Origin of the sequence: Achromobacter xylosoxidans A8 (genome assembly GCF_000165835.1) — a bacterium.
GTDB classification, from domain to species: domain Bacteria; phylum Pseudomonadota; class Gammaproteobacteria; order Burkholderiales; family Burkholderiaceae_B; genus Achromobacter; species Achromobacter xylosoxidans_B.
Window position 1 is genome coordinate 2,540,335 of record NC_014640.1, and the last position, 18,532, is coordinate 2,558,866.

The 18,532-nt window shown below is 69.0% G+C and carries 18 protein-coding genes; 7 read left to right on the plus strand and 11 right to left on the minus strand.

Going from position 1 to position 18,532, the window contains the following annotated elements; genetic code table 11:
* Nucleotides 1-88 precede the first annotated feature (88 nt).
* Nucleotides 89-1,600 carry a PLP-dependent aminotransferase family protein gene (locus tag AXYL_RS11915; RefSeq protein ID WP_013393039.1) on the minus strand — a complete coding sequence of 504 codons (1,512 nt, stop codon included), beginning with the start codon at nucleotides 1,598-1,600 and terminating at the stop codon, nucleotides 89-91.
* An 82-nt stretch (nucleotides 1,601-1,682) separates the two neighbouring features.
* Between AXYL_RS11915 and AXYL_RS11920 the strand changes: the two genes are divergently transcribed.
* Both AXYL_RS11920 and AXYL_RS11925 read left to right on the plus strand, forming a co-directional pair.
* On the plus strand, nucleotides 1,683-2,411 hold the full coding sequence (locus tag AXYL_RS11920) for a GNAT family N-acetyltransferase (protein ID WP_013393040.1): 729 nt from the start codon (nucleotides 1,683-1,685) through the stop codon (nucleotides 2,409-2,411).
* Entirely contained in the window at nucleotides 2,402-3,301 is a 900-nt protein-coding gene (locus AXYL_RS11925) for a DMT family transporter (protein ID WP_013393041.1), read from the plus strand. The genes AXYL_RS11920 and AXYL_RS11925 overlap by 10 nt, the downstream gene beginning before the upstream one ends.
* A gap of 11 nt (nucleotides 3,302-3,312) precedes the next feature.
* On the opposite strand, the gene AXYL_RS11930 is transcribed toward AXYL_RS11925, so the two are convergent.
* From AXYL_RS11930 to AXYL_RS11945, 4 genes are all read right to left on the minus strand, one after another.
* Complete coding sequence (locus AXYL_RS11930; RefSeq protein ID WP_049797916.1) at nucleotides 3,313-4,197, minus strand: DMT family transporter; 885 nt, start codon at nucleotides 4,195-4,197, stop codon at nucleotides 3,313-3,315.
* Between the two features lie 50 nt (nucleotides 4,198-4,247).
* Complete coding sequence (locus AXYL_RS11935) at nucleotides 4,248-4,583, minus strand: thioredoxin family protein (RefSeq protein ID WP_013393043.1); 336 nt, start codon at nucleotides 4,581-4,583, stop codon at nucleotides 4,248-4,250.
* Nucleotides 4,584-4,693: 110 nt separating this feature from the next.
* The gene (locus tag AXYL_RS11940; RefSeq protein ID WP_013393044.1) at nucleotides 4,694-5,959 is read right to left on the minus strand and encodes a Zn-dependent hydrolase; all 1,266 of its coding nucleotides are present in this window, start codon (nucleotides 5,957-5,959) and stop codon (nucleotides 4,694-4,696) included.
* A gap of 26 nt (nucleotides 5,960-5,985) precedes the next feature.
* Nucleotides 5,986-7,485: an MFS transporter gene (locus AXYL_RS11945; protein ID WP_013393045.1), complete on the minus strand. Its 1,500-nt coding sequence runs from the start codon at nucleotides 7,483-7,485 to the stop codon at nucleotides 5,986-5,988.
* Between the two features lie 119 nt (nucleotides 7,486-7,604).
* Here AXYL_RS11945 and AXYL_RS11950 point away from each other — a divergent pair, with 119 nt between their 5' ends.
* Nucleotides 7,605-8,483, plus strand: a complete 879-nt coding sequence (locus tag AXYL_RS11950) for a LysR family transcriptional regulator (protein ID WP_013393046.1) — start codon at nucleotides 7,605-7,607, stop codon at nucleotides 8,481-8,483.
* Here AXYL_RS11950 and AXYL_RS11955 read toward each other — a convergent pair.
* Nucleotides 8,480-9,274 (minus strand): enoyl-CoA hydratase/isomerase family protein, encoded by a 795-nt coding sequence (locus AXYL_RS11955; protein ID WP_013393047.1) that lies wholly within the window; start codon nucleotides 9,272-9,274, stop codon nucleotides 8,480-8,482. The two genes, AXYL_RS11950 and AXYL_RS11955, sit on opposite strands and share 4 nt — an antisense overlap.
* A 136-nt stretch (nucleotides 9,275-9,410) precedes the next feature.
* On the opposite strand from AXYL_RS11955, the gene AXYL_RS11960 reads away from it, so the two are divergent.
* On the plus strand, nucleotides 9,411-10,322 hold the full coding sequence (locus AXYL_RS11960; RefSeq protein ID WP_013393048.1) for an SDR family oxidoreductase: 912 nt from the start codon (nucleotides 9,411-9,413) through the stop codon (nucleotides 10,320-10,322).
* Here AXYL_RS11960 and AXYL_RS11965 read toward each other — a convergent pair.
* A complete protein-coding gene (locus AXYL_RS11965) occupies nucleotides 10,286-11,011 on the minus strand; it encodes a TetR/AcrR family transcriptional regulator (RefSeq protein ID WP_013393049.1) in 726 nt (241 codons plus the stop codon). The genes AXYL_RS11960 and AXYL_RS11965 overlap by 37 nt on opposite strands.
* 123 nt (nucleotides 11,012-11,134) lie before the next feature.
* Here AXYL_RS11965 and AXYL_RS11970 point away from each other — a divergent pair, with 123 nt between their 5' ends.
* The 3 genes from AXYL_RS11970 (at nucleotide 11,135) to AXYL_RS11980 (ending at nucleotide 15,542) form a co-directional block, all read left to right on the plus strand.
* A complete protein-coding gene (locus AXYL_RS11970; protein ID WP_013393050.1) occupies nucleotides 11,135-12,757 on the plus strand; it encodes an acyl-CoA synthetase in 1,623 nt (540 codons plus the stop codon).
* 145 nt (nucleotides 12,758-12,902) lie between these two features.
* Nucleotides 12,903-14,759, plus strand: coding sequence for a phosphoenolpyruvate carboxykinase (GTP) (locus tag AXYL_RS11975; protein WP_013393051.1), 1,857 nt, complete (start codon nucleotides 12,903-12,905; stop codon nucleotides 14,757-14,759).
* A gap of 153 nt (nucleotides 14,760-14,912) precedes the next feature.
* Nucleotides 14,913-15,542, plus strand: coding sequence for a class I SAM-dependent methyltransferase (locus AXYL_RS11980; RefSeq protein WP_041653324.1), 630 nt, complete (start codon nucleotides 14,913-14,915; stop codon nucleotides 15,540-15,542).
* Nucleotides 15,543-15,589: 47 nt separating this feature from the next.
* Here AXYL_RS11980 and AXYL_RS11985 read toward each other — a convergent pair whose 3' ends face one another.
* From AXYL_RS11985 to AXYL_RS12000, 4 genes are read right to left on the minus strand one after another with little or no spacing between them, the layout of a single operon-like run.
* Nucleotides 15,590-16,087, minus strand: coding sequence for an ureidoglycolate lyase (locus tag AXYL_RS11985; RefSeq protein ID WP_013393053.1), 498 nt, complete (start codon nucleotides 16,085-16,087; stop codon nucleotides 15,590-15,592).
* Nucleotides 16,087-16,821, minus strand: a complete 735-nt coding sequence (locus AXYL_RS11990) for an ABC transporter ATP-binding protein (RefSeq protein ID WP_013393054.1) — start codon at nucleotides 16,819-16,821, stop codon at nucleotides 16,087-16,089. The genes AXYL_RS11985 and AXYL_RS11990 overlap by 1 nt, the downstream gene beginning before the upstream one ends.
* Nucleotides 16,814-17,551, minus strand: coding sequence for an ABC transporter ATP-binding protein (locus tag AXYL_RS11995; RefSeq protein ID WP_013393055.1), 738 nt, complete (start codon nucleotides 17,549-17,551; stop codon nucleotides 16,814-16,816). The genes AXYL_RS11990 and AXYL_RS11995 overlap by 8 nt, the downstream gene beginning before the upstream one ends.
* A complete protein-coding gene (locus AXYL_RS12000; RefSeq protein ID WP_013393056.1) occupies nucleotides 17,551-18,531 on the minus strand; it encodes a branched-chain amino acid ABC transporter permease in 981 nt (326 codons plus the stop codon). The genes AXYL_RS11995 and AXYL_RS12000 overlap by 1 nt, the downstream gene beginning before the upstream one ends.
* Between the last annotated feature and the right edge of the window lies 1 nt (nucleotide 18,532).

The window sequence follows — 18,532 nt, forward strand, 5'->3', positions numbered from 1 at the left end:
CGCAATCGTGGGCGCGAGCCGCCTCGCCGCCCGCGCCGATGGGCGACCTACGAAGTGCTGCGGTAGCGGCCTAGAATCGCTGGCTGACCTACGAAGCCTGCCGCGCCGCCAGCACCACCTTCCGTAACCTCTGCACCAACGCCGGAAACCGCTCGGCCCCCGTATTCCCATACCCGATCACCAGCCCGTTATCTTCCGCCCGCGCCGCTACCGCGAATGACGACAACGCGCCCGGATTCATGCCGATCTTGCGCGCCTCCTCCACGATCTCGCGGTCGGGATACGCCGCAGGCAGCCGCACCGTCAGATGCAGCCCGGAATGTCCGCCCAGCACCTCGTGTTCGATCCCCAGATGCGCCGCCAGCGCCTCGCGCAACGCTCCCTGGCGTTCGCGGTACAGGCGCCGCATGCGGCCCAGGTGGCGCGAGAACTGGCCGTTTTCCATGAAGGCGGCCATGGTCAGCTGTTCCAGCCGGTGGCCGCCGCGCAGCATCTCGATGATGGACGGCATTGCCTGCGCGGCGATGGCTTCGGGCAGCACCACGAAACCCAGGCGCAGCGCCGGGAACATGGTTTTGCTGAACGTGCCCACGTAGAGCACCGGCGCGTCTTCGACCAGGCCCTGCATCGCGGCTATCGGTTCGCCTTGATGGCGGAATTCGCTGTCGTAGTCGTCTTCGATGATCCAGGCGCCGGCCTGGCGGGCGCGTTCGATCAGGCCCAGGCGGCGCGGCAGGGACAGCACCGCACCGGTGGGGTACTGGTGCGACGGCGTGGTCTGGATGAGGCGGGGCGGACGTTCCTGCCAGGCGCTTTCGGGGATCACGATGCCGTCCGCGTCCACGCGCATGGCCACCACGTCCAGGTCGCCGCCGTGGAAGGCCGATTTGGCGCCGCGGTAGCCGGGGTCTTCCAGCCAGGCGGTGTCGCCGGGATTGGTCAGGAGCTGCACGCAGAGCGCCAGCGCGCCCTGGGCGCCTTCGGTGATGACGATGCGCGAGGCGTCGCAGCGCACGCCGCGGGACACGCGCAGGTACTGGGCGATGGCTTCGCGCAGGGCGGGCTCGCCCACGGGATGGCCATAGCCCAGCGCGGTGGCCGGGGCGGCTTGCAATGCGCGGTCCTGGGCGCGGCGCCAGGCATTGATGGGGAACTGCGTCAGCGCCGGCGTGCCGGGCGTCATGGGCAGCGAGCCGTCGTGGGCGTAGCGCGTGGAGACGATGCGCGTCAGCCGCTTGGCCGTGAGGGTAGGCTGCGCGGTGGGCGGGGCCGCGCGTTTGGCGGCGATGGCCGCGGCGGCCGACAGGGGGGCTACCCGCGTGCCCTGGCGGTCGGCGATCACGTAGCCTTCGGCCGTGAGCTGTTCGTAGGCGATCAGCACCGTGTTGCGCGAGATGTCCAGGTCCTCGGACAGGGCGCGCGACGAGGGCAGCTTGCCGCCCGCGGGCAACTGGCCTGCCAGGATGGCCTGCTTGAGGCGCTGGATCAGTTGGCGTTGGCGCGGCAGGGCGCCGGGGCCGCGCGTGAGCGGGCTGGAAAGCAGGGCGGTGGTGGCGGTCATGGCCCTATTAAAATATGGAATCGTGGTGCTTTTTATCATGCCACGATTCCGATATCGTGAGGGCATGCGTATTGCGTCCGCCCGAGCCGGCGGCGCCCCAACCCTGATGAGGCCCCGTAGCATGCAACCCCGCGTCAACGCTTACCAGCAACCCATCGGCCCGGACATGACGGGCTGGACCACGCGTCCGCGTCCGCCCCTGACGCCCATCACCGGCCGCTATTGCCGGCTGGAGCCGCTGTCGGCCGAGCGCCACGCCGAGGACCTGTACCAGGCATTCAGCCAGGCGCCGGACGACAGCGACTGGACCTATATGTCGGTGGGACCTTTCGCGGACCTGGCGGCCTATCGCCAGTTCGCCGAGAAGGCGCAGGCCGGCAACGACCCCTTGCACCACGCCATCATCGACCTGGAAACGGGCCGCGCCATCGGCACGCTGGCGCTGATGCGCATCGACCCGGCCAACGGCGCGATCGAGGTCGGCTTCGTGTCGTTCTCGCGCCAGCTCAAGCGCACCCGCATCGCCACCGAGGCCCAGTTCCTGCTGATGAGCCGCGCCTTCGACGAGCTGGGCTACCGCCGCTACGAATGGAAGTGCGACAGCCTGAACGCGCCGTCGCGCGCGGCCGCTGCCCGCCTGGGTTTCGAGTTCGAAGGCATCTTTCGCCAGGCCACGGTGTACAAGGGCCGCAGCCGCGACACGGCCTGGTTCGCCATGGTCGACGGCGACTGGCCCGCGCTGCGCGCCGCCTATGAACGCTGGCTGAGCCCGGACAATTTCGATGCGCAAGGCCGGCAGCGGCAGGGCCTGTCCGAACTGACGGCAGAGGCGCGCGCCGCGTGCGCCTGATCCCGGTGGCGCTGGCCCTGTTCTGGGGCCTGAACTGGCCGGCGGTGAAGATCATCCTGTCGATCTTCCCGCCGTTCACCTTGCGCCTGCTCGGCCTGGGCAGCGGCGCGGTGCTGCTGTTGCTGCTGGCGCGCGCCAAGCGGGTGCCGCTGTTGCCGCCGCGCGAGTCGTGGCGGGGCATCGTCGTGGGCGGCCTGCTTGCCGTTGCCGCCTTCAATCTGCTGGTGGCCTGGGCGCAGCTCAGCACCAGCACCTCGCGCGCGGCGGTGCTGACTTTCACCATGCCGATGATGTCGGCCGTGCTGGCCTGGGCGGTGCTGGGCGAACGGCTGGACCGGCGCCGGGCGCTGGCCTTGCTGCTGGGCGCGGCCGGGGTCTCCATCCTGGCCTGGCCGGTGCTGCGCGCGGTCTTCGGCGAGCACGACGCCGCCGCGGCCAAGGGCCTGGTGTTTCCGCTGGTGGCGGCCTTCGGCTGGGCCGCGGGCACGGTCTACCTGAAGGGCTGGCCGGTGGCCGGCGACCGCATCGTCGTCACCGCCTGGCAGTTGGCGGTGGGCGCGGCCTGCGCCCTGGGCGGCATGCTGATCGCGGGCGAATCGTTTCCCACGCAGGGCTGGAACGGCCGCGTGGTGGCGGCGCTGTCATTCCACATCATCTTGGGTACTGCCGTCGCGTACTGGCTCTGGTTCGTGCTGAGCGAGCGCGTCAGCGCCACGGTGGCGGCGCTGACCACATTGATGGTGCCGGTGGTGGGCGTGTTGGGCGCGATGGCGCTGGTAGGCGACCGACCCGCCGCCCTGGACTGGTGGGGCTTTGCCCTGGTGCTGGGCGGGGCGGCGCTGATCGTGCTGAATCTGGGCGCCGCGCCGGCGCCGCGAACCAGGCCATAAGCACGGGCGGCTCAGCGGGTGCGCCGCAACTTCTCGCGCAGCAGTTCGGCGCCGCTGACCAGGGTGATGCCGGCCAGCACCAGCAGGGCGCCCAGCACGAAGCCGCCGTCCAGCGGCTCGTCCAGGATGATCACGCCGAAACTCACGCCGAACAGCGGCGTCATGAACGACAGGATGGACAGGCGCGAGGCCAGGTAGCGGCGCAGCAGCCAGAACCACGCCAGGTAGCTGGATAGAGCCACGACCACCGACTGGAAGGCGACGCTGAGCACTGCCGCCTGCGTGTAGCGGAAGCCGGCGTTGCCGGTGGCCGCCGCGAATGCCAGCAGGGTGATGGCCGCGACCGCCATCTGGTAGAACAGCGTCTTGGCGGGCGCGGCTTCCGACAGCGAGGTCTTGCGGATCGCCACCGTGGTGGCGCCCCAGAACAGGCCTGCCAGCAGTCCCATCGCGTCGCCCAGCAGCATGTTCGGAGCGGCGGCGGAGCCTGCGGGCTGGCCCTTGCCCAGGAAGGCCACGGCGATGCCGCAAAAGGCGATGACCACGCCCAGCCACTGCAGCGGCTTCAGGCGCTCCTCGGGCAGCAGCCAGTGCAGCCCCAGCGCAGCGAAGATGGGCGCGGTGTACAGGAACACCGACATGTGCGAGGCCGTGGTGTAGACCAGGCCTTGCGCCACGAACAGGAATTCTCCGGCGAACAGCAGGCCCACGATCAAGCCGGGCAGCGCCGTGCCATCGGTGAAGGCGCGCAGGCCTTCGCGCCGCCACACGGCCACCGCCAGCACCAGCGCCGCGAAGGCCGAGCGCAGTCCGATCTGCATGATGGGCGAGACGTCCGCGGCCACCAGTTTGATGGCGATCTGCTGGAAGCCCCAGCAGACGCACAACAGCAGCATGGCGCCGGTGGCCAGTCCGTCCAGCGGCTGGCGCAAGGGTTTGGGGCCGTTCACGGCAGTTCGGCGGGGTAGCTGTCCAGGGCCAGGCCGATCTGCTGGCGCAGGTCCCATTCCGCCAGGGTCGATTGGACCGGGCCGAAGAAGGCGCCGTCGCGAGTCACGAACATGGCGGGCAGGTGGAAGACCTCGTAGCGCTCGACCATGCCGCGGTTGTCGCCGGCGTCGACCCAGCACACGCGTTCCACGGGCAGCTCCAGCTGCGGCAGTTGTTCGCGGGCGATGCGGCAGGTGCCGCAGGTGCGGCTGTGGAAGACCAGCAGGGACAGGCCGGGCGCGTCCAGCAGGTAGCGGTCGGCGGTGCTGTCGTTGAGTTCTATCTGTTCCATGGGGGGCAGGGCTGCGCAGGGGGCGCCGGTTGCGGCGCGAGGCGCCCATTATGGCAGCGCGGCGCCCGCGGGCGGGAGATACCCGCGGGCCTGGAGGGGACGCCCCGTGTTCAGGCGGCGCGCAGTTTTCGGTCCAGTTCCAGCACCGACTGGTACAGCACGCGGGTGCCGTCCAGCAATTGCGAGGGCTCGATCCACTCTTCCGGGCAGTGGCTGCGGCCGTTCAGGCAGGGGATGAAGATCATGCCGATGGGACCGGTGGGCGCCATGTAGACCGCGTCGTGTCCGGCGCCGCTGGGCAGGCGCATCGAGGCATAGCCCAACTGATCCGCGGCGGCCTGCACCGCGTCCATCACCAGCGGCGTGCAGTCGGTGGGACGGGCGCGGCTCAGTTGCGTGAAGCTGGCGGTCAGGCGCAGCGCCTTGAGATCGCCCGCCACGCCTGCCATCAAGGTTTCCGGAAACGCATCCAGCACGGCATCGCTGTCGCTGCGCATTTCCAGCGTCAGTTCGACGCGCCCCGGCACCGCGTTGGCGGCGTTGGGCGTCATCGACAGGCGGCCCACGGTGGCGACCACGTAATGCGGATTGCCGCTGGCGGCGCTGGCCTGGCGGTTGGCCGCGTCGATAATGCGGGCCGCGCCCACCAGGGCGTCGCGGCGGATGTCCATGGGCGTGGTGCCGGCATGGTCGGGCTGGCCTTCCACCGTGATCTGCACGCGGCGGATGCCGACGATGTTGGTGACCACGCCGATGGGCAGGCCGCGGCTTTCCAGCACCGGGCCTTGTTCGATATGCAGTTCGACGAAGGCGGCAGTGCCGCCTGGGCCGCGCAGCGGCGCGCCCAGCGCCGAGGGGTCGCCGCCGATGCGGGCAATGCCAGCCGCCAGCGTTTCGCCATCGGGGTTGCGGGCCTGCAGCATGTCGGGCGTCAACTGGCCGCAGAGAGCGCGGCTGCCGACGCAGGAAATGCCGTAGTCGCTGGGCTCTTCGGACAGGAAGTCGATGACCTCGAAAGGGTGCTCCAGCTGCACGCCTTGCTCGCGCAGGCTGTGGGCCACTTCGATGCCGGCCAGCACGCCGATGATGCCGTCGAACCGGCCGCCGGCCATGACGGTGTCGCAGTGCGAGCCGGTGGCGATGGGCTGGCGCGCCGGATCGCGCCCGGCCAGCGTGCCGACCAGGTTGCCGCCGGCGTCCAGGCGGGTCGAGAGGCCCGCGGCTTCGAATTCGCCGCGCAGCCAGGCGCGGGCTTCGTCGAACAGCGGCGAGAACGCGCGGCGCGTCCAGGGGACGTCGGGCAGCGTGTATCGGGAAAGGGTTTCGACGCGGGCCCAGAGGCGCTCGGCGTTCAGGGGAGGAAAAGCGTGTGGCATGAGACTTCCTGAAATTGCGCCTGGAATTATGGCATGCGTGTCTGCAGCGTCTGGCTGCGCGGGGCATCCAGGAACAGCGCCACCACCGCAGCGCAGGCCAGGGTGATCGCGACCAGCGCGTGCGGCAGTTGGCGGAAGGCGTCGTCATAAGCCTGGCGCAGCAGCGCCGGGCCCGCGCCGGGCAGGTGGGCCAGGGCCTGCGCCATGTCGCCGGCCGCGAGGTATTGCGCGGCGGGGCCGGGATCCGCGCCGAGCCGATGGGCGATCAGCAAGCTCAGCAAGGCGTTGACGCTGGCCAGCGCGATGCCTTCTCCGGCCACGCGGGTGGTGCTGAAGATGCCGGCGGCCATGCCTGCGCGCTCGGGCGGCGCGACGCTCATCGAGAGGCCGTCCATAAGGCCCCAGGGCAGGCCGGTGCCGGCGCCGATCAGCAGCATGGGCCAGAGCGCGGCCTGGGCCGGCTGCGCGACGTCGATGCGGCTGAGCCAATACAGGCCCAGGGCGGCGGCAAGCAGGCCCAGTGCGCAACTGCGGCCCGCGCTCATCCAGCGCGTGGTCCAGACGGCCACCGCCGGCATGAAGAGCAGCGGCGCGGACAGGGCCGCCATCGCCAGTCCCGCGCCGGCTTCGCCGCGCCCCTCGATGCCGATGAAACGGATCGGCAGCAGCACCAGCAGCACCACATAGCAATAGCAGGTCGCCACGGGCAGCATCTGCACGCCCACAAAGCGCGGATAGCGCAAGAGCGCCAGGTCCAGCATCGGCCGGCGCACGCGCCGCTCTATCGCCACGAAGGCCAGCAGGCACAGCGCCGCGGCGGTCAGCAGTTTCCAGGCCAGCGCCGACGCGCCGCGCGCGGCGGGTGTTTCCAGGATGCCCCAGGTCAATAGCGCCAGCGCGCAGGTGAAGGCCAGGCTGCCGGCCCAGTCCAGCGGGCCTGCTTGCGGGTCCCGCGATTCCTGCATCCGGGGCAGGGCGAGGGCCAGCGCCAGCGCGCCGACCGCGGCGCTCGACAGGAAGACCGCGCGCCAACCCAGGCTGTCGATCAGCAGTCCGGCCAGCATCGGTCCCAGCGCCAGGCCCGCGCCGAAACTGGCGCCGAGCACGCCGAAGGCGCGGGTGCGCGCCGGACCCGGGCAGGCGTGGGCCAGGGACGCCGAGCCGCCGGCCAGGGCCGCGGCGGCGCCCGCGCCTTGCAGCGCGCGCAGGCCGTCCAGCCAGGCCACCGTGGGTGCGAGCGCCAGCGCAACCGATACCAGCACGAACAAGGCCACGCCGGACACGAACAGGCGCTTGCGGCCATAGGCGTCGGCCAGCGTGCCGGCCGCCATCAGCAGGCTGCCGAAGCTCAGCATGAAGGCGTTGGTGATCCAGCCGAGCGCCTGGGCGCCGCCGCCCAGGTCGCGGCCGATGGCGGGCGTGGCGATGGCGCCGCCAGAAAAGCTCAAGGGCAGGATGAGGGCGGCCGTGCAGACGGCAAGCACGGTCCAGCCCGGGGAAACGGGAACAGAGGCAGAGGAAGGCATCGACGAATCAGGTTGGAATAGCCGGGATAGGCGTCGATGAAGGATAAAATTGCGTCAATGAAACAGAAATACCGCAGATATCCTGTCTGAGCGGATAAATATTCCTTAATGGGGCGGAAATGGACAGCCTGAACGGAATACACGCCTTCGTCCACGCCGCCCAGCGCGGCAGCTATGTCGCGGCCGCGGAGCATCTGGGCCTGTCGGCCTCGGCCGTGGGCAAGAGCGTGGCGCGGCTGGAGGACAGGCTGGGCGTGCGCCTGCTCAACCGCAGCACGCGGCGCATCAGCCTGACCGAGGAGGGCGCGCTCTACCTGGAGCGCTGCCTGCGCATCGTGAACGAACTGGATGAGGCCGAGGCCGAGGTAACCCGGGGCCGCGAGGCGCCGCGCGGCCGGCTGCGGGTCAGCGTGCCGGCCATCGGCTACCGCCTGCTGCTGCCGCTGCTGCCCGAGTTCACCCGCCGCTATCCGGAGATCGAGCTGGAGCTGGATTTCAACGACCGCATCGTCGATGTCATCGGCGAGGGGTTGGATGCGGTGATACGCAGCGGGGAGTTCGCCGATTCGCGCTTGCGGGCGCGGCCGCTGCGGCCTTATCGCTTCGTGGTGGCGGGCGCGCCCGCCTATCTGGCCGCCCGCGGCAGGCCGCGAGCGCCGGGCGACCTGGACGGCCATGCCAGGCTGGCCTATCGCTATCCGGGCACGAGCCAGGTACAGCCATGGCAGTTCCGCGACGGCCCTGTCGCGCCCGCGCCGGCGGCGCTGAGCTTCAACAGCGTGGAGGCGTTGATCGGCGCGGCCCAAGCTGGGTTGGGCCTGGCCTACCTGCCTGATTTCGCGCTGCGGGCGGCCTTGGACGAAGGCCGTCTCGCCACCGTGTTGGACGACTGTCTCGATGCAGACGGCCGTTTTTCCGTGCTGTGGCCGGACAGCAGGCATCCGCTGCCCAAGCTGCGGGCCTTCGTCGATTTCATGGCCGAACGGCTGGGCGCCTAGCGCTTCGCGCGCCAGGCGGGTTCGCGCTTTTCCAGGAAGGCGCTGACGCCTTCGCGCGCTTCGTCCGTGCTGCGCACGGCCGCGATGCGTTCCACCGTGTCGGCGATGAGCGCGGCGTCGATGTCCTGGCCGGCGAAGTCGCGCACCAGCCGCTTGCTGGCCTGCACCGCGCCGGGGCCGTTGTCGCACAGGGCGAGGCACAGCGCCTCGGCGCGCTGCGGCAGCTCGGCCAGGGGCGCGATGTCGTGCACCAGGCCCAGCCGGAAAGCGGTCGCCGCGTCGAAGCGTTCGGCGGTCAGGAAGTAACGGTTGGCCGCGCGCTCGCCCATGGCGCGCAGCACATAGGGGCTGATCGTGGCGGGTAGCAGCCCCAGCCGGGTTTCCGACAGGCAGAAGTGCGCGCTGTCCGCGGCGATGGCGATGTCGCAGGCCGACACCAGGCCCATGCCGCCGGCATAGGCGTCGCCGTTGACGCAGGCCACCACCGGCTTGGGGCAGGACCAGATCGCGTGCAGCATGCTGGCCAACTTGGTCGCGTCGGCGCGGTTCTCGGCGTCGGTCAGCGTGGCCATCTTGCGCATCCAGTTCAGGTCGCCGCCCGCGCAGAAGGCCTTGCCCGCGCCGGTCAGCAGCAGCACGCGCACGGCCGGATCGTCCACCGCCGCCTGCACGGCGCTGGTCAGGGCGGCGATCAGCGTGTCGTCGAACGCGTTGCGCATCTCGGGGCGATTCAGCGTCAGGCGGGCGATGGGGCCGTCGTGGGCGACGTCCAGCGGGGCGGGCGTGGTCATTCCTGGTCTCCAGTTTTCTTGATTCAGGCTCAACAAAGCAACGGGACTAGCGCTCGATTCTAGGTTGAAAATTCTGTCTCAGCCATCGAATCGGGATAAATATTGAGTTATCCTCAAAAAAATAATGGAGCGAGACATGAGCCAGCACCCAGGCAGCGCGGCCGGCGGCCAGCGCTACGCGTCGGTATTCCGGCCGGGCCTCTATGAGGGCAAGACCATCCTGGTGACGGGGGGCGGCAGCGGCCTGGGCCGCTGCACCGCGCACGAGCTGGCGTCGCTGGGCGCCGGCCTGGCGCTGGCGGGGCGCAAGCTGGACAAGCTGCAGGCGGCGCAGGACGAGATTTCCCGGATTTATCCGGAAGCCGCCGGCCGCATCAGCCTGCACGCCTGCGACATCCGCGACGAAGCCGGCGTGCGCGGCGCGGTTTCTGATGTGCTGGCGCGCCACGGCGCCATTGACGGCCTGTTCAATTGCGCGGGCGGGCAGTTCCCCGCGCCGCTGGACCGCATCAGCTACAACGGCTGGAACGCGGTGGTGCAGAACAATCTGCACGGCACCTTCCTGATGTCGCGCGAGGTCTATACCCAGCACATGCGCCAGCATGGCGGCGCCATCGTCAATATGTTGGCCGACATCTGGGGCGGCATGCCGGGCATGGGGCATTCGGGCGCGGCGCGCGCCGGTGTCTGGAACCTGACCGAAACCGCCGCCTGCGAATGGGCCCATGCGGGCGTGCGCGTCAACGCGGTGGCGCCGGGCTGGATCGCCTCCAGCGGCATGGACAGCTACGACGAGGATTACCGCGCCGTGCTGCGCGAATTGAAAACGAAAGTGCCGCTGCAGCGCTTCGGCACCGAAGCCGAGCTGGCGGCGGCGGTAGTGTTCCTGCTGTCGCCGGCCGCGGCCTTCATCAACGGCAGCGTCATCCGGGTGGATGGCGGCGTGCCCAACGCCCGCCATTCCTGGAGCCTGGCGCCCGCCGAGCGGGGCGAGGCCTACAACGGCTTTCCTCAGTACGAGCCGCCGTCCTTGTTTTCCGACGATTGAAGCCGATGCAGGGCATCCCGCACGTCGCCGCGGAACTGCGCCAGCGCCAGCGCGTCCTGCGCGGGCGGCTGCAGCGCCTGCCACAGAAAGCCGACCAGCTGGTCAGCGGTGGCGGCCACGTCCACCCGCGCGCCGCGCAGGATGGCGTCCCACAGCACATGCTCCATCGGCCCGTAGACCGCCGAGCGCAAGAGGCGCAGCGGCATGTCGCGGCGGATGTCGCCGTCAGCCTGGCCCTGGGCCAGGATGCGCATCAGCGGCGCGGTGTAGCGGCGCTGCAATTGCGCGTAGACCTCGCCGAAGTCGTCGTTGCGCGCGCGTCCCTCAGACAGGATGAAGGCGCACAGCCCGGTGCCTTCGGCCAGCAGGTGGCGCAGGTGCGCATGTACCAGGTAATGCAGCTGGGCCCGCGCGCCATGCACGTGGGGCAGGTTGTCCTCGACCTTGGCGATGATTTCGTCGTACCAGTCGCTGATCACCCGCACGCAGAGTTCGCGCTTGCCGCCGAAATAGGTGAACACCGTGGCCTCGGACACGCCCAGGCGCTGCGCGATCTCGGTGGTGGTGGCGGCCTGGAAGCCGGCTTCGGAAAAGACCTGGCGGGCGACGCGCAGGATGTCGCGGATGCGCTGTTCGGATTTGGCGCTGGCCGGCGGGCGGCGCATCGGGACGGTGGCGGCTTTTTCCATGCGATGGGGAAGGGGCTGCGGGTGGGCGGGGCTTATTATTGAGCCAGGGTCAAGTTTGAGGCAAGACGTTACATCGCTGGCGCCTGGCGCCGGCGCGTTCGACAACAACATCAGAGACAAACCATGCTGTCCAGAGCCGATTCCTACACGCAGCTTGCGTCCCAGTTCCAATGGCAGGTGCCTGCGGCCTACAACATCGGCGTCGACGCCTGCGACAAATGGGCCGACGGCAGCGGCCGCCTGGCGCTGATCTACGAGAAGAGCGACGGCGCGCAATCGCGCTACACGTTCGATCAGATCAAGGCGCTGTCCAACCGCCTGGCGCACAGCCTGGAACGCCATGGCGTCAAGCGCGGCGACCGCGTCGCCGTCTACCTGCCGCAGGCCCCGGAAACCGCGGTGACCCATATCGCCGTCTACAAGATGGGCGCGGTGGCGGTGCCGCTGTTCACGCTGTTCGGGGTGGACGCGATCCAGTACCGCCTGGCCAACAGCGGCGCGGCGGCGCTGGTGACCGACGCCGAAGGCTGCCGCAAGCTGCGCGAGATCCGCGCCAGCCTGCCGGACCTGAAGGTGGTCTATTGCATCGACCCGGACTGCCCGGACGACGCCGTGCCGTTCCACGCCGCGCTGGCGGCCGAATCCGACGATTACACGCCGGCGGCGACCGCGGCCGACGACCCGGCCGTCATCATCTATACCTCGGGCACCACCGGCAAGCCCAAGGGCGCGCTGCATGCGCACCGGGTGTTGCTGGGCCACCTGCCGGGCGTGGAGATGTCGCACGAGTTCTTCCCGGAAAACGCCGCGCTGATGTGGACGCCGGCCGACTGGGCCTGGATCGGCGGCCTGCTGGACGTGTTGTTGCCGTCCTGGCATCACGGCGTGCCGGTGCTGGCGCGCCGCTTCGAGAAATTCGACGGCGCCAGCGCCTTCGAGCTGATGGCGCGCCACGGCGTGACCCACACCTTCCTGCCGCCGACCGCGCTGAAGATGATGCGCGGCACCGAGCTTCCCGCCGGGGCCGGCGCGCTGGCGCTGCGCTCGGTCGCCAGCGGCGGCGAGTCGCTGGGAGCGGAACTCATCGATTGGGGCCGGCGCGTGCTGGGCGTGACCATCAACGAGTTCTACGGCCAGACCGAATGCAACATGCTGGTGTCGTCCTGCTCGTCCCTGTTCGACCCCTGCATCGGCGCCATTGGCCGCGCGGCGCCGGGCCACCGCGTTGCTATTGTGGATGACAGTGGCGTCGAAGTGGCGGATGGACAGGAGGGCAATATCGGCGTATTGCGCCCAGACCCAGTGATGTTCCTGGGGTACTGGAACAACCCCGAGGCCACCGCCGAAAAGTTCGCGGGCGACTATCTGCTGACCGGCGACCAGGGCGTGCGCGACGCCGAGGGCTTCATCCGCTTCGTCGGCCGCAACGACGACGTCATCACCAGCGCCGGCTACCGCATCGGCCCTGGCCCGATCGAGGACTGCCTGATCGGCCACCCCGCGGTGCGCATGGCGGCGGTGGTTGGCGTGCCTGACGCCCAGCGCACCGAGATCGTGATGGCCTATGTGGTGCTGAACGAAGGCTACGAGGGTAACGACGCGTTGGTGAAGGATCTTCAAGCCCATGTGCGCAAGCGCCTGGCGGCCCATGAGTATCCGCGCGCGATCCGATTTGTAACCAGTTTGCCAACCACTGCCACCGGCAAGATCATCCGCCGCGAGTTGCGCGACGGCAGCTACTCCTGACCCGTCTCAACCGGTGACAATGTCGTCCAAGAGGATGGGTTGACGGGCAACCAGCCGCTGCAAGTATGATGGCGCAAATTGCTACGGCCCCATGTCATTTGGGGCCGTATCACCATTAGCCTTACTAGTATGGAGATAAACCCCGATGAATAAGCCTTTGGATGGGGGATTGGCAGCCTTGAACGTGCCTGCCTACGTGAAGCACCGCGGCCTGATCGACTGGGTCGCCAGCTTTGTTGCCCTGGCCAAGCCGGACCAGGTCGTGTGGTGCGACGGTTCCCAGGAAGAATATGACCGGCTGTGCGAGCAGATGGTCCAAGCGGGCACCATGCGCAGGCTGAACCCCGCCAAGCGGCCTAATTCCTTCCTGGCGTGCTCGGATCCTTCCGACGTCGCCCGCGTGGAGGACCGCACCTTTATTTGTTCCGACCGTGCCGAAGACGCCGGCCCGACCAACAACTGGGCCGAGCCCGCCGCCATGCGCGACACGCTCAACGGCCTGTTCGACGGCGCCATGCGCGGCCGTACGCTGTACGTGGTGCCGTTCTCGATGGGCCCGCTGGGTTCGGACATCGCTCACATCGGCGTGGAACTGTCCGACAGCCCCTACGTGGCCGTGAACATGCGCATCATGACGCGCATGGGCAAGCAGGTGTATGACGTGCTGGGCGCCGACGGCGACTTCGTCCCCTGTGTGCATTCGGTGGGCAAGCCCCTGGCCGCAGGCGAGGCCGACGTGGCCTGGCCGTGCAACCCGACCAAGTACATCGTCCATTTCCCCAAGACCCGCGAAATCTGGAGCTTCGGCTCGGGCTACGGCGGCAACGCGCTGCTGGGCAAGAAGTGCTTCGCGCTGCGCATCGCGTCCACCATGGGCCGCGACCAGGGCTGGCTGGCCGAACACATGCTGATCCTGGGCGTGACCTCGCCCAAGGGCCGCAAGTACCACGTGGCCGCGGCGTTCCCGTCGGCCTGCGGCAAGACCAACTTCGCCATGCTGATCCCGCCGCAAGGCATGGACGGCTGGAAGGTCACCACCATCGGCGACGACATCGCCTGGATCAAGCCGGGCAAGGACGGCCGCCTGCACGCCATCAACCCCGAAGCCGGCTATTTCGGCGTGGCCCCGGGCACCAGCGAGCAGACCAACTTCAACGCCATGGCCACGCTCAAGGCCAACGTCATCTTCACCAACGTGGCGCTCACCGATGACGGCGACGTCTGGTGGGAAGGCATGACGGACACGCCGCCGGCGCACCTGATCGACTGGCAGGGCCAGGACTGGACACCCGCCATCGCGCGCGAAACTGGCCGCAAGGCCGCGCATCCGAACGCGCGCTTCACCGCGCCGGCCGCGCAATGCCCGTCCATCGACCCCGAATGGGAAAACCCCGAAGGCGTGGTCATCGACGCCTTCATCTTCGGCGGCCGCCGCTCCACCACCGTGCCGCTGGTCACCGAAGCCCGCAACTGGGTCGAAGGCGTCTACATGGCCGCCACCATGGGTTCGGAAACCACCGCTGCGGCCGCCGGCCAGCAGGGCGTGGTGCGCCGCGATCCCTTCGCCATGCTGCCGTTCTGCGGCTACAACATGAGCGACTACTTCAGCCACTGGCTGAAGCTGGGCAAGCAGCTGGAAGCCGCCGGCGCCACCTTGCCGCGCATCTACTGCGTCAACTGGTTCCGCAAGGGTCCGGACGGCAAGTTCGTCTGGCCCGGCTTCGGCGACAACATGCGCGTGCTGCGCTGGATGCTGGGCCGCATCGACGGCCAGTCCAAGGGCGTGGACCAGGTGTTCGGCATTTCGCCCAGCTACCAGGACATCGACTGGACCGGCCTGGAATTCAGCCCGGACAAGTTCGAGCAGGTCATGTCGGTGGATGCCGCCGCCTGGCGCGACGAACTGGCGCTGCATGACGAGCTGTTCGCCCAGTTGGCGCAGGGCCTGCCCGAGGATCTGCCGGCCGCCAAGGCCAAGATCGAAGGGCGGCTGGCGGCCTGAGGGCCGGCGACGCGCGTTGTCAGGCTGTCAGGCACCGGCGCCCGCCAGGTGCCTGACACCTCATGGTAAAGCTGATCTACCCGAGTGCCAGTCACCCGGGCAGATCCGCTTTCCGACTTCGGCTGCATGCCGCTTTTGCGGCACAATGGCCGCATGAAACTCGACGCCGAAGACCTCGCCAAAATCAGTTCCCTGACCGTCGCGCATTATCAAGAGAATGCGGACTCGTTCGAGGCCGGCACCCGGGACCACGACGTCAGCCAGAACATCGCGGCGCTCTTGCGCTACATCGAAGGCGATCCTCCCTACGACATCCTGGACTTCGGCTGCGGGCCGGGGCGCGACCTGAAAACGTTCGCCGCGCTGGGCCATCGCGCGGTCGGCCTGGACGGCACGCCGCGCTTCGTCGAGATGGCGCGGCAGGCGAGCGGCTGCGAGGTCTGGCAGCAGGACTTTCTGCGCCTGGCGCTGCCGCCAGGCCGCTTCGACGGCATATTCGCCAATGCCGCCTTGTTTCATGTGCCTGGCCAGGAGCTGCCGCAGGTACTGCAAGCCTTGCACGGCGCGCTCAAGCCGCGCGGCGTGCTGTTCAGTTCAAACCCGCGTGGCGGCAACCAGGAAGGCTGGAATCGCGGCCGCTACGGCGCCTACCATGACCTGGAAGGCTGGAGCGCCCTGATGACGGCGGCGGGCTTCGAGGAACTTGAACACTACTACCGGCCGCAGGGCCTGCCGCGCGAGCAGCAGCCCTGGCTGGCCAGCGTCTGGCGGCGGGCGGGCTAGCGGCCGGCCGATACTGAAGGCAACCGCGGACAAAGCCTGGCCTGGACTCAAGCGGCCTGGATCGTCCAGGGCGCGTTGGGCAGATCCGCCAACTCACAATCCACCGCGGGACCGGCGCGTTCCAGCACTGCGAATTCGCCGTCGGCCAGCGCCATCAGCGGGTGATGCCAGACATCCCGGCGCAGCGTGATGCCCACGCCCGCGCCAGCAATGAAGGCGCGCAAGGTGGCAGGGTCCGGCGCGTCCGCGCCCAGCGCCACCAGCACCACATACGGCGTGCCCGCCAGCGGCAGGAAGGTCTGGCTGCCCAGACGGTGGCGTTCCAGCATGCGCGCGGCAAAGGGCAGGGCGATCGCTTGCGCGCGGAATACCGACAGCGACGGCCGGCCGCCCGCGTCCAGCAGATCGGGTTCGCCCATTTCCACCCGCAGCGAGGTGCCGGCGTTGATGGAACGGCCGGCGCGGTCCGCGCTGCTGACGACCTCGCCGTAGGGCGCGAAGGCGGCGGCGGACAGGGGCTGCGCGGTGAGAGTCCGGGCGGCCATCAGAAGTTGATCCCCAGCCATTCGCGCACCTGCTCGTGCAGGTCGCCGGCGAAATCCTCGGGCGAGCCGGATGCGGTGATCTCGCCCAGGCTCAGCACATAGATGTGATTGGACATGGCCACCACCCGGCGTACGTTGTGGTCCACCAGCAGGATGCCCATGCCGGCGTCGGCGAAGGCGCGGATCCATTGGAACACTTCGGCCGCGACGCGCGGCGCTAGGCCGATGCTGGGCTCGTCGATCAGGCAGACCTGCGGCTGCACCATATAGGCCTTGGCGAATTCCAGCGACTTCTGCTGGCCGCCGGACAGGTTACCGGCCTGGTCCTTGAGCTTTTCCTTCAGCACCGGAAAGCGCTCCAGCGTTTCCGTGAAGCGCGGCTCCAGCACGTCGCCGTAGCGCTTGCGCCGGCCTTCCAGCGGCAGGCGCAGGTTCTCCTCCACCGTCAGGTAGGGGAATAGGCTGGATTCCTGCGGGATGTACCAGAGGCCATCGTCGATCATGCGGTGCGGCGGCTGGCCCGAGATGTCGCGCCCGGCGCGGGTGACGCGGCCGGACTTGGGCCGCAGAAAACCGCAGATGGCCTTCATCAGCGTGGATTTGCCCGCGCCGTTCAGGCCGATCAGGCCGCTGATGCGGCCGGCCTGCACCGTGAGCGAGACGTTGCGCAGCACGTCGATGTCGCCCATATAGCCCGCGGTCACGCCTTCCATGGCGAGCAGCGTGTCAGGCATGGTCCTGCTCCTCTTGTCCCTGTTCGCCCAGATAGGCCTCGATCACCGCGGGTTCGCGCAGCACCTGCTGCGTGGGGCCGTCGGCCAGCACCCGGCCGGCGTTCATGCACACCGAGCGCGGGCACAGGTCCACCACCACCGGCATGTCGTGGCTGACCAGGATGAAGGTCTGGCCGCTCTGGTTGCGGCGGCGGATGAACTCCGACATGGTTTCCTTCATGACCGGGTGCACGGCGGCGAAGGGCTCGTCCAGCAAGGCGATGCGCGGCGGCGCCATGAAGCAGGCGCCGAACTCCAGCAGCTTCTTCTGCCCGCCCGACAGCTGGCCGGCGTCCAGGTGCATGACGTGCATCAGCTTCAGCTCTGCCAGCAGCTCCAGTGCGCGGCGGCTGGCGGCCGCCTCGTCCAGGCCCATGGCCAGCCCGCACACGATCAGGTTGTCGTAGGCGCTGACCCGGTTGAAGACCCGGGTCATCTGGAACATGCGCAGCACGCCCAGGCGCGTCAGTTGAGTGGGGTTCAGGCCCAGCACGCTGCGGCCGTCCAGGCGCACTTGGCCCGCGTCCGCAGCCAGGTGGCCGGACAGCACGTTGAGCAAGGTGGTCTTGCCGGAACCGTTGGGGCCGATCAGCCCCAGCAGTTCGCCGTCGGCGACGTCCATGCCCGCGCCGTTCACGGCCAGCAGCCCGCCGAAGCGCTTCTGTATTCCGGAAATCTGCAACAGTGCCATCAGGCCCCCTTGGCGCTGGCGCGGGCGTCGGTGGAACGGCGCAGGAAGGCGCGGCGCGCCAGGCCCCACAGCCCTTCACGGAAGAAGCGCGCGAAGATGATGACCAGCAGCGCGAACACGATCATCTGGATGTTGCCCACGTCGCGCAGCAGTTCCGATGCGACGTACACCAGCACCGCGCCCAAGAGCGGTCCGACCAGCGTGCCCATGCCGCCGATCACGACCATGGCGATCACCATGCCGGTCTGCGTCACGATGCCGAGTTCCGGGCTGACCAGCTGCGCGAAGGTGCCGTACAGGCCGCCGGCGAAGCCGCAGATGGCGCAGCTGACCAGGAAGGCCAGCGTCTTGTAGCGCACCACGTCTATGCCGCGGCTGGCCGCGCCGATTTCGTCGTCGCGGATCGCTTGCAGGAAGCGTCCAGGACGCGCCCGCAGCAACAGGAAGATCAGCAAGGTCACCGCCGCCAGCGCGGCCAGGAACAGGTAGTAATTGCCGACCCGGCTTTCCAGCAGCGCCGGCACGTGCAGCCCCTGGTCGCCGCGGGTGAAGTCGATGGAGTTGTAGATCACCAGGCGCACGATCTCGGCGAAGGACAGCGTGGTCAGCGCCAGGTAGGGGCCCGACAGCCGCAGCACGATGCGGCCGAGCACCAGGCCGACCAGCCCCGGCACCACCGCCGACAGCGGCAGGCCCAGCCACAACGGCACCTTCCAGTGATAGGCCAGGAGGCCGGTGGTGTAGCCGCCCAGCATGGCGAAGGCGGCCGGCGCCAGCGAGAACTGGCCGGCGTAGCCCGCCAGCAGGTTCCAGCCGCAGGCCAGCATGGCGAAGTACATGCTGACGATCAGCACGCCCAGCCAGTAGGGCGAGGACACGCCCAGCGGCAATAGCGCCAGCACCGCCAGGAACAGCAGCGACAGCCGCATTTCCTGGCTCAGCTTGTTGCGCAGCAGATTGGGATGGGCCAGCGGTTCCATG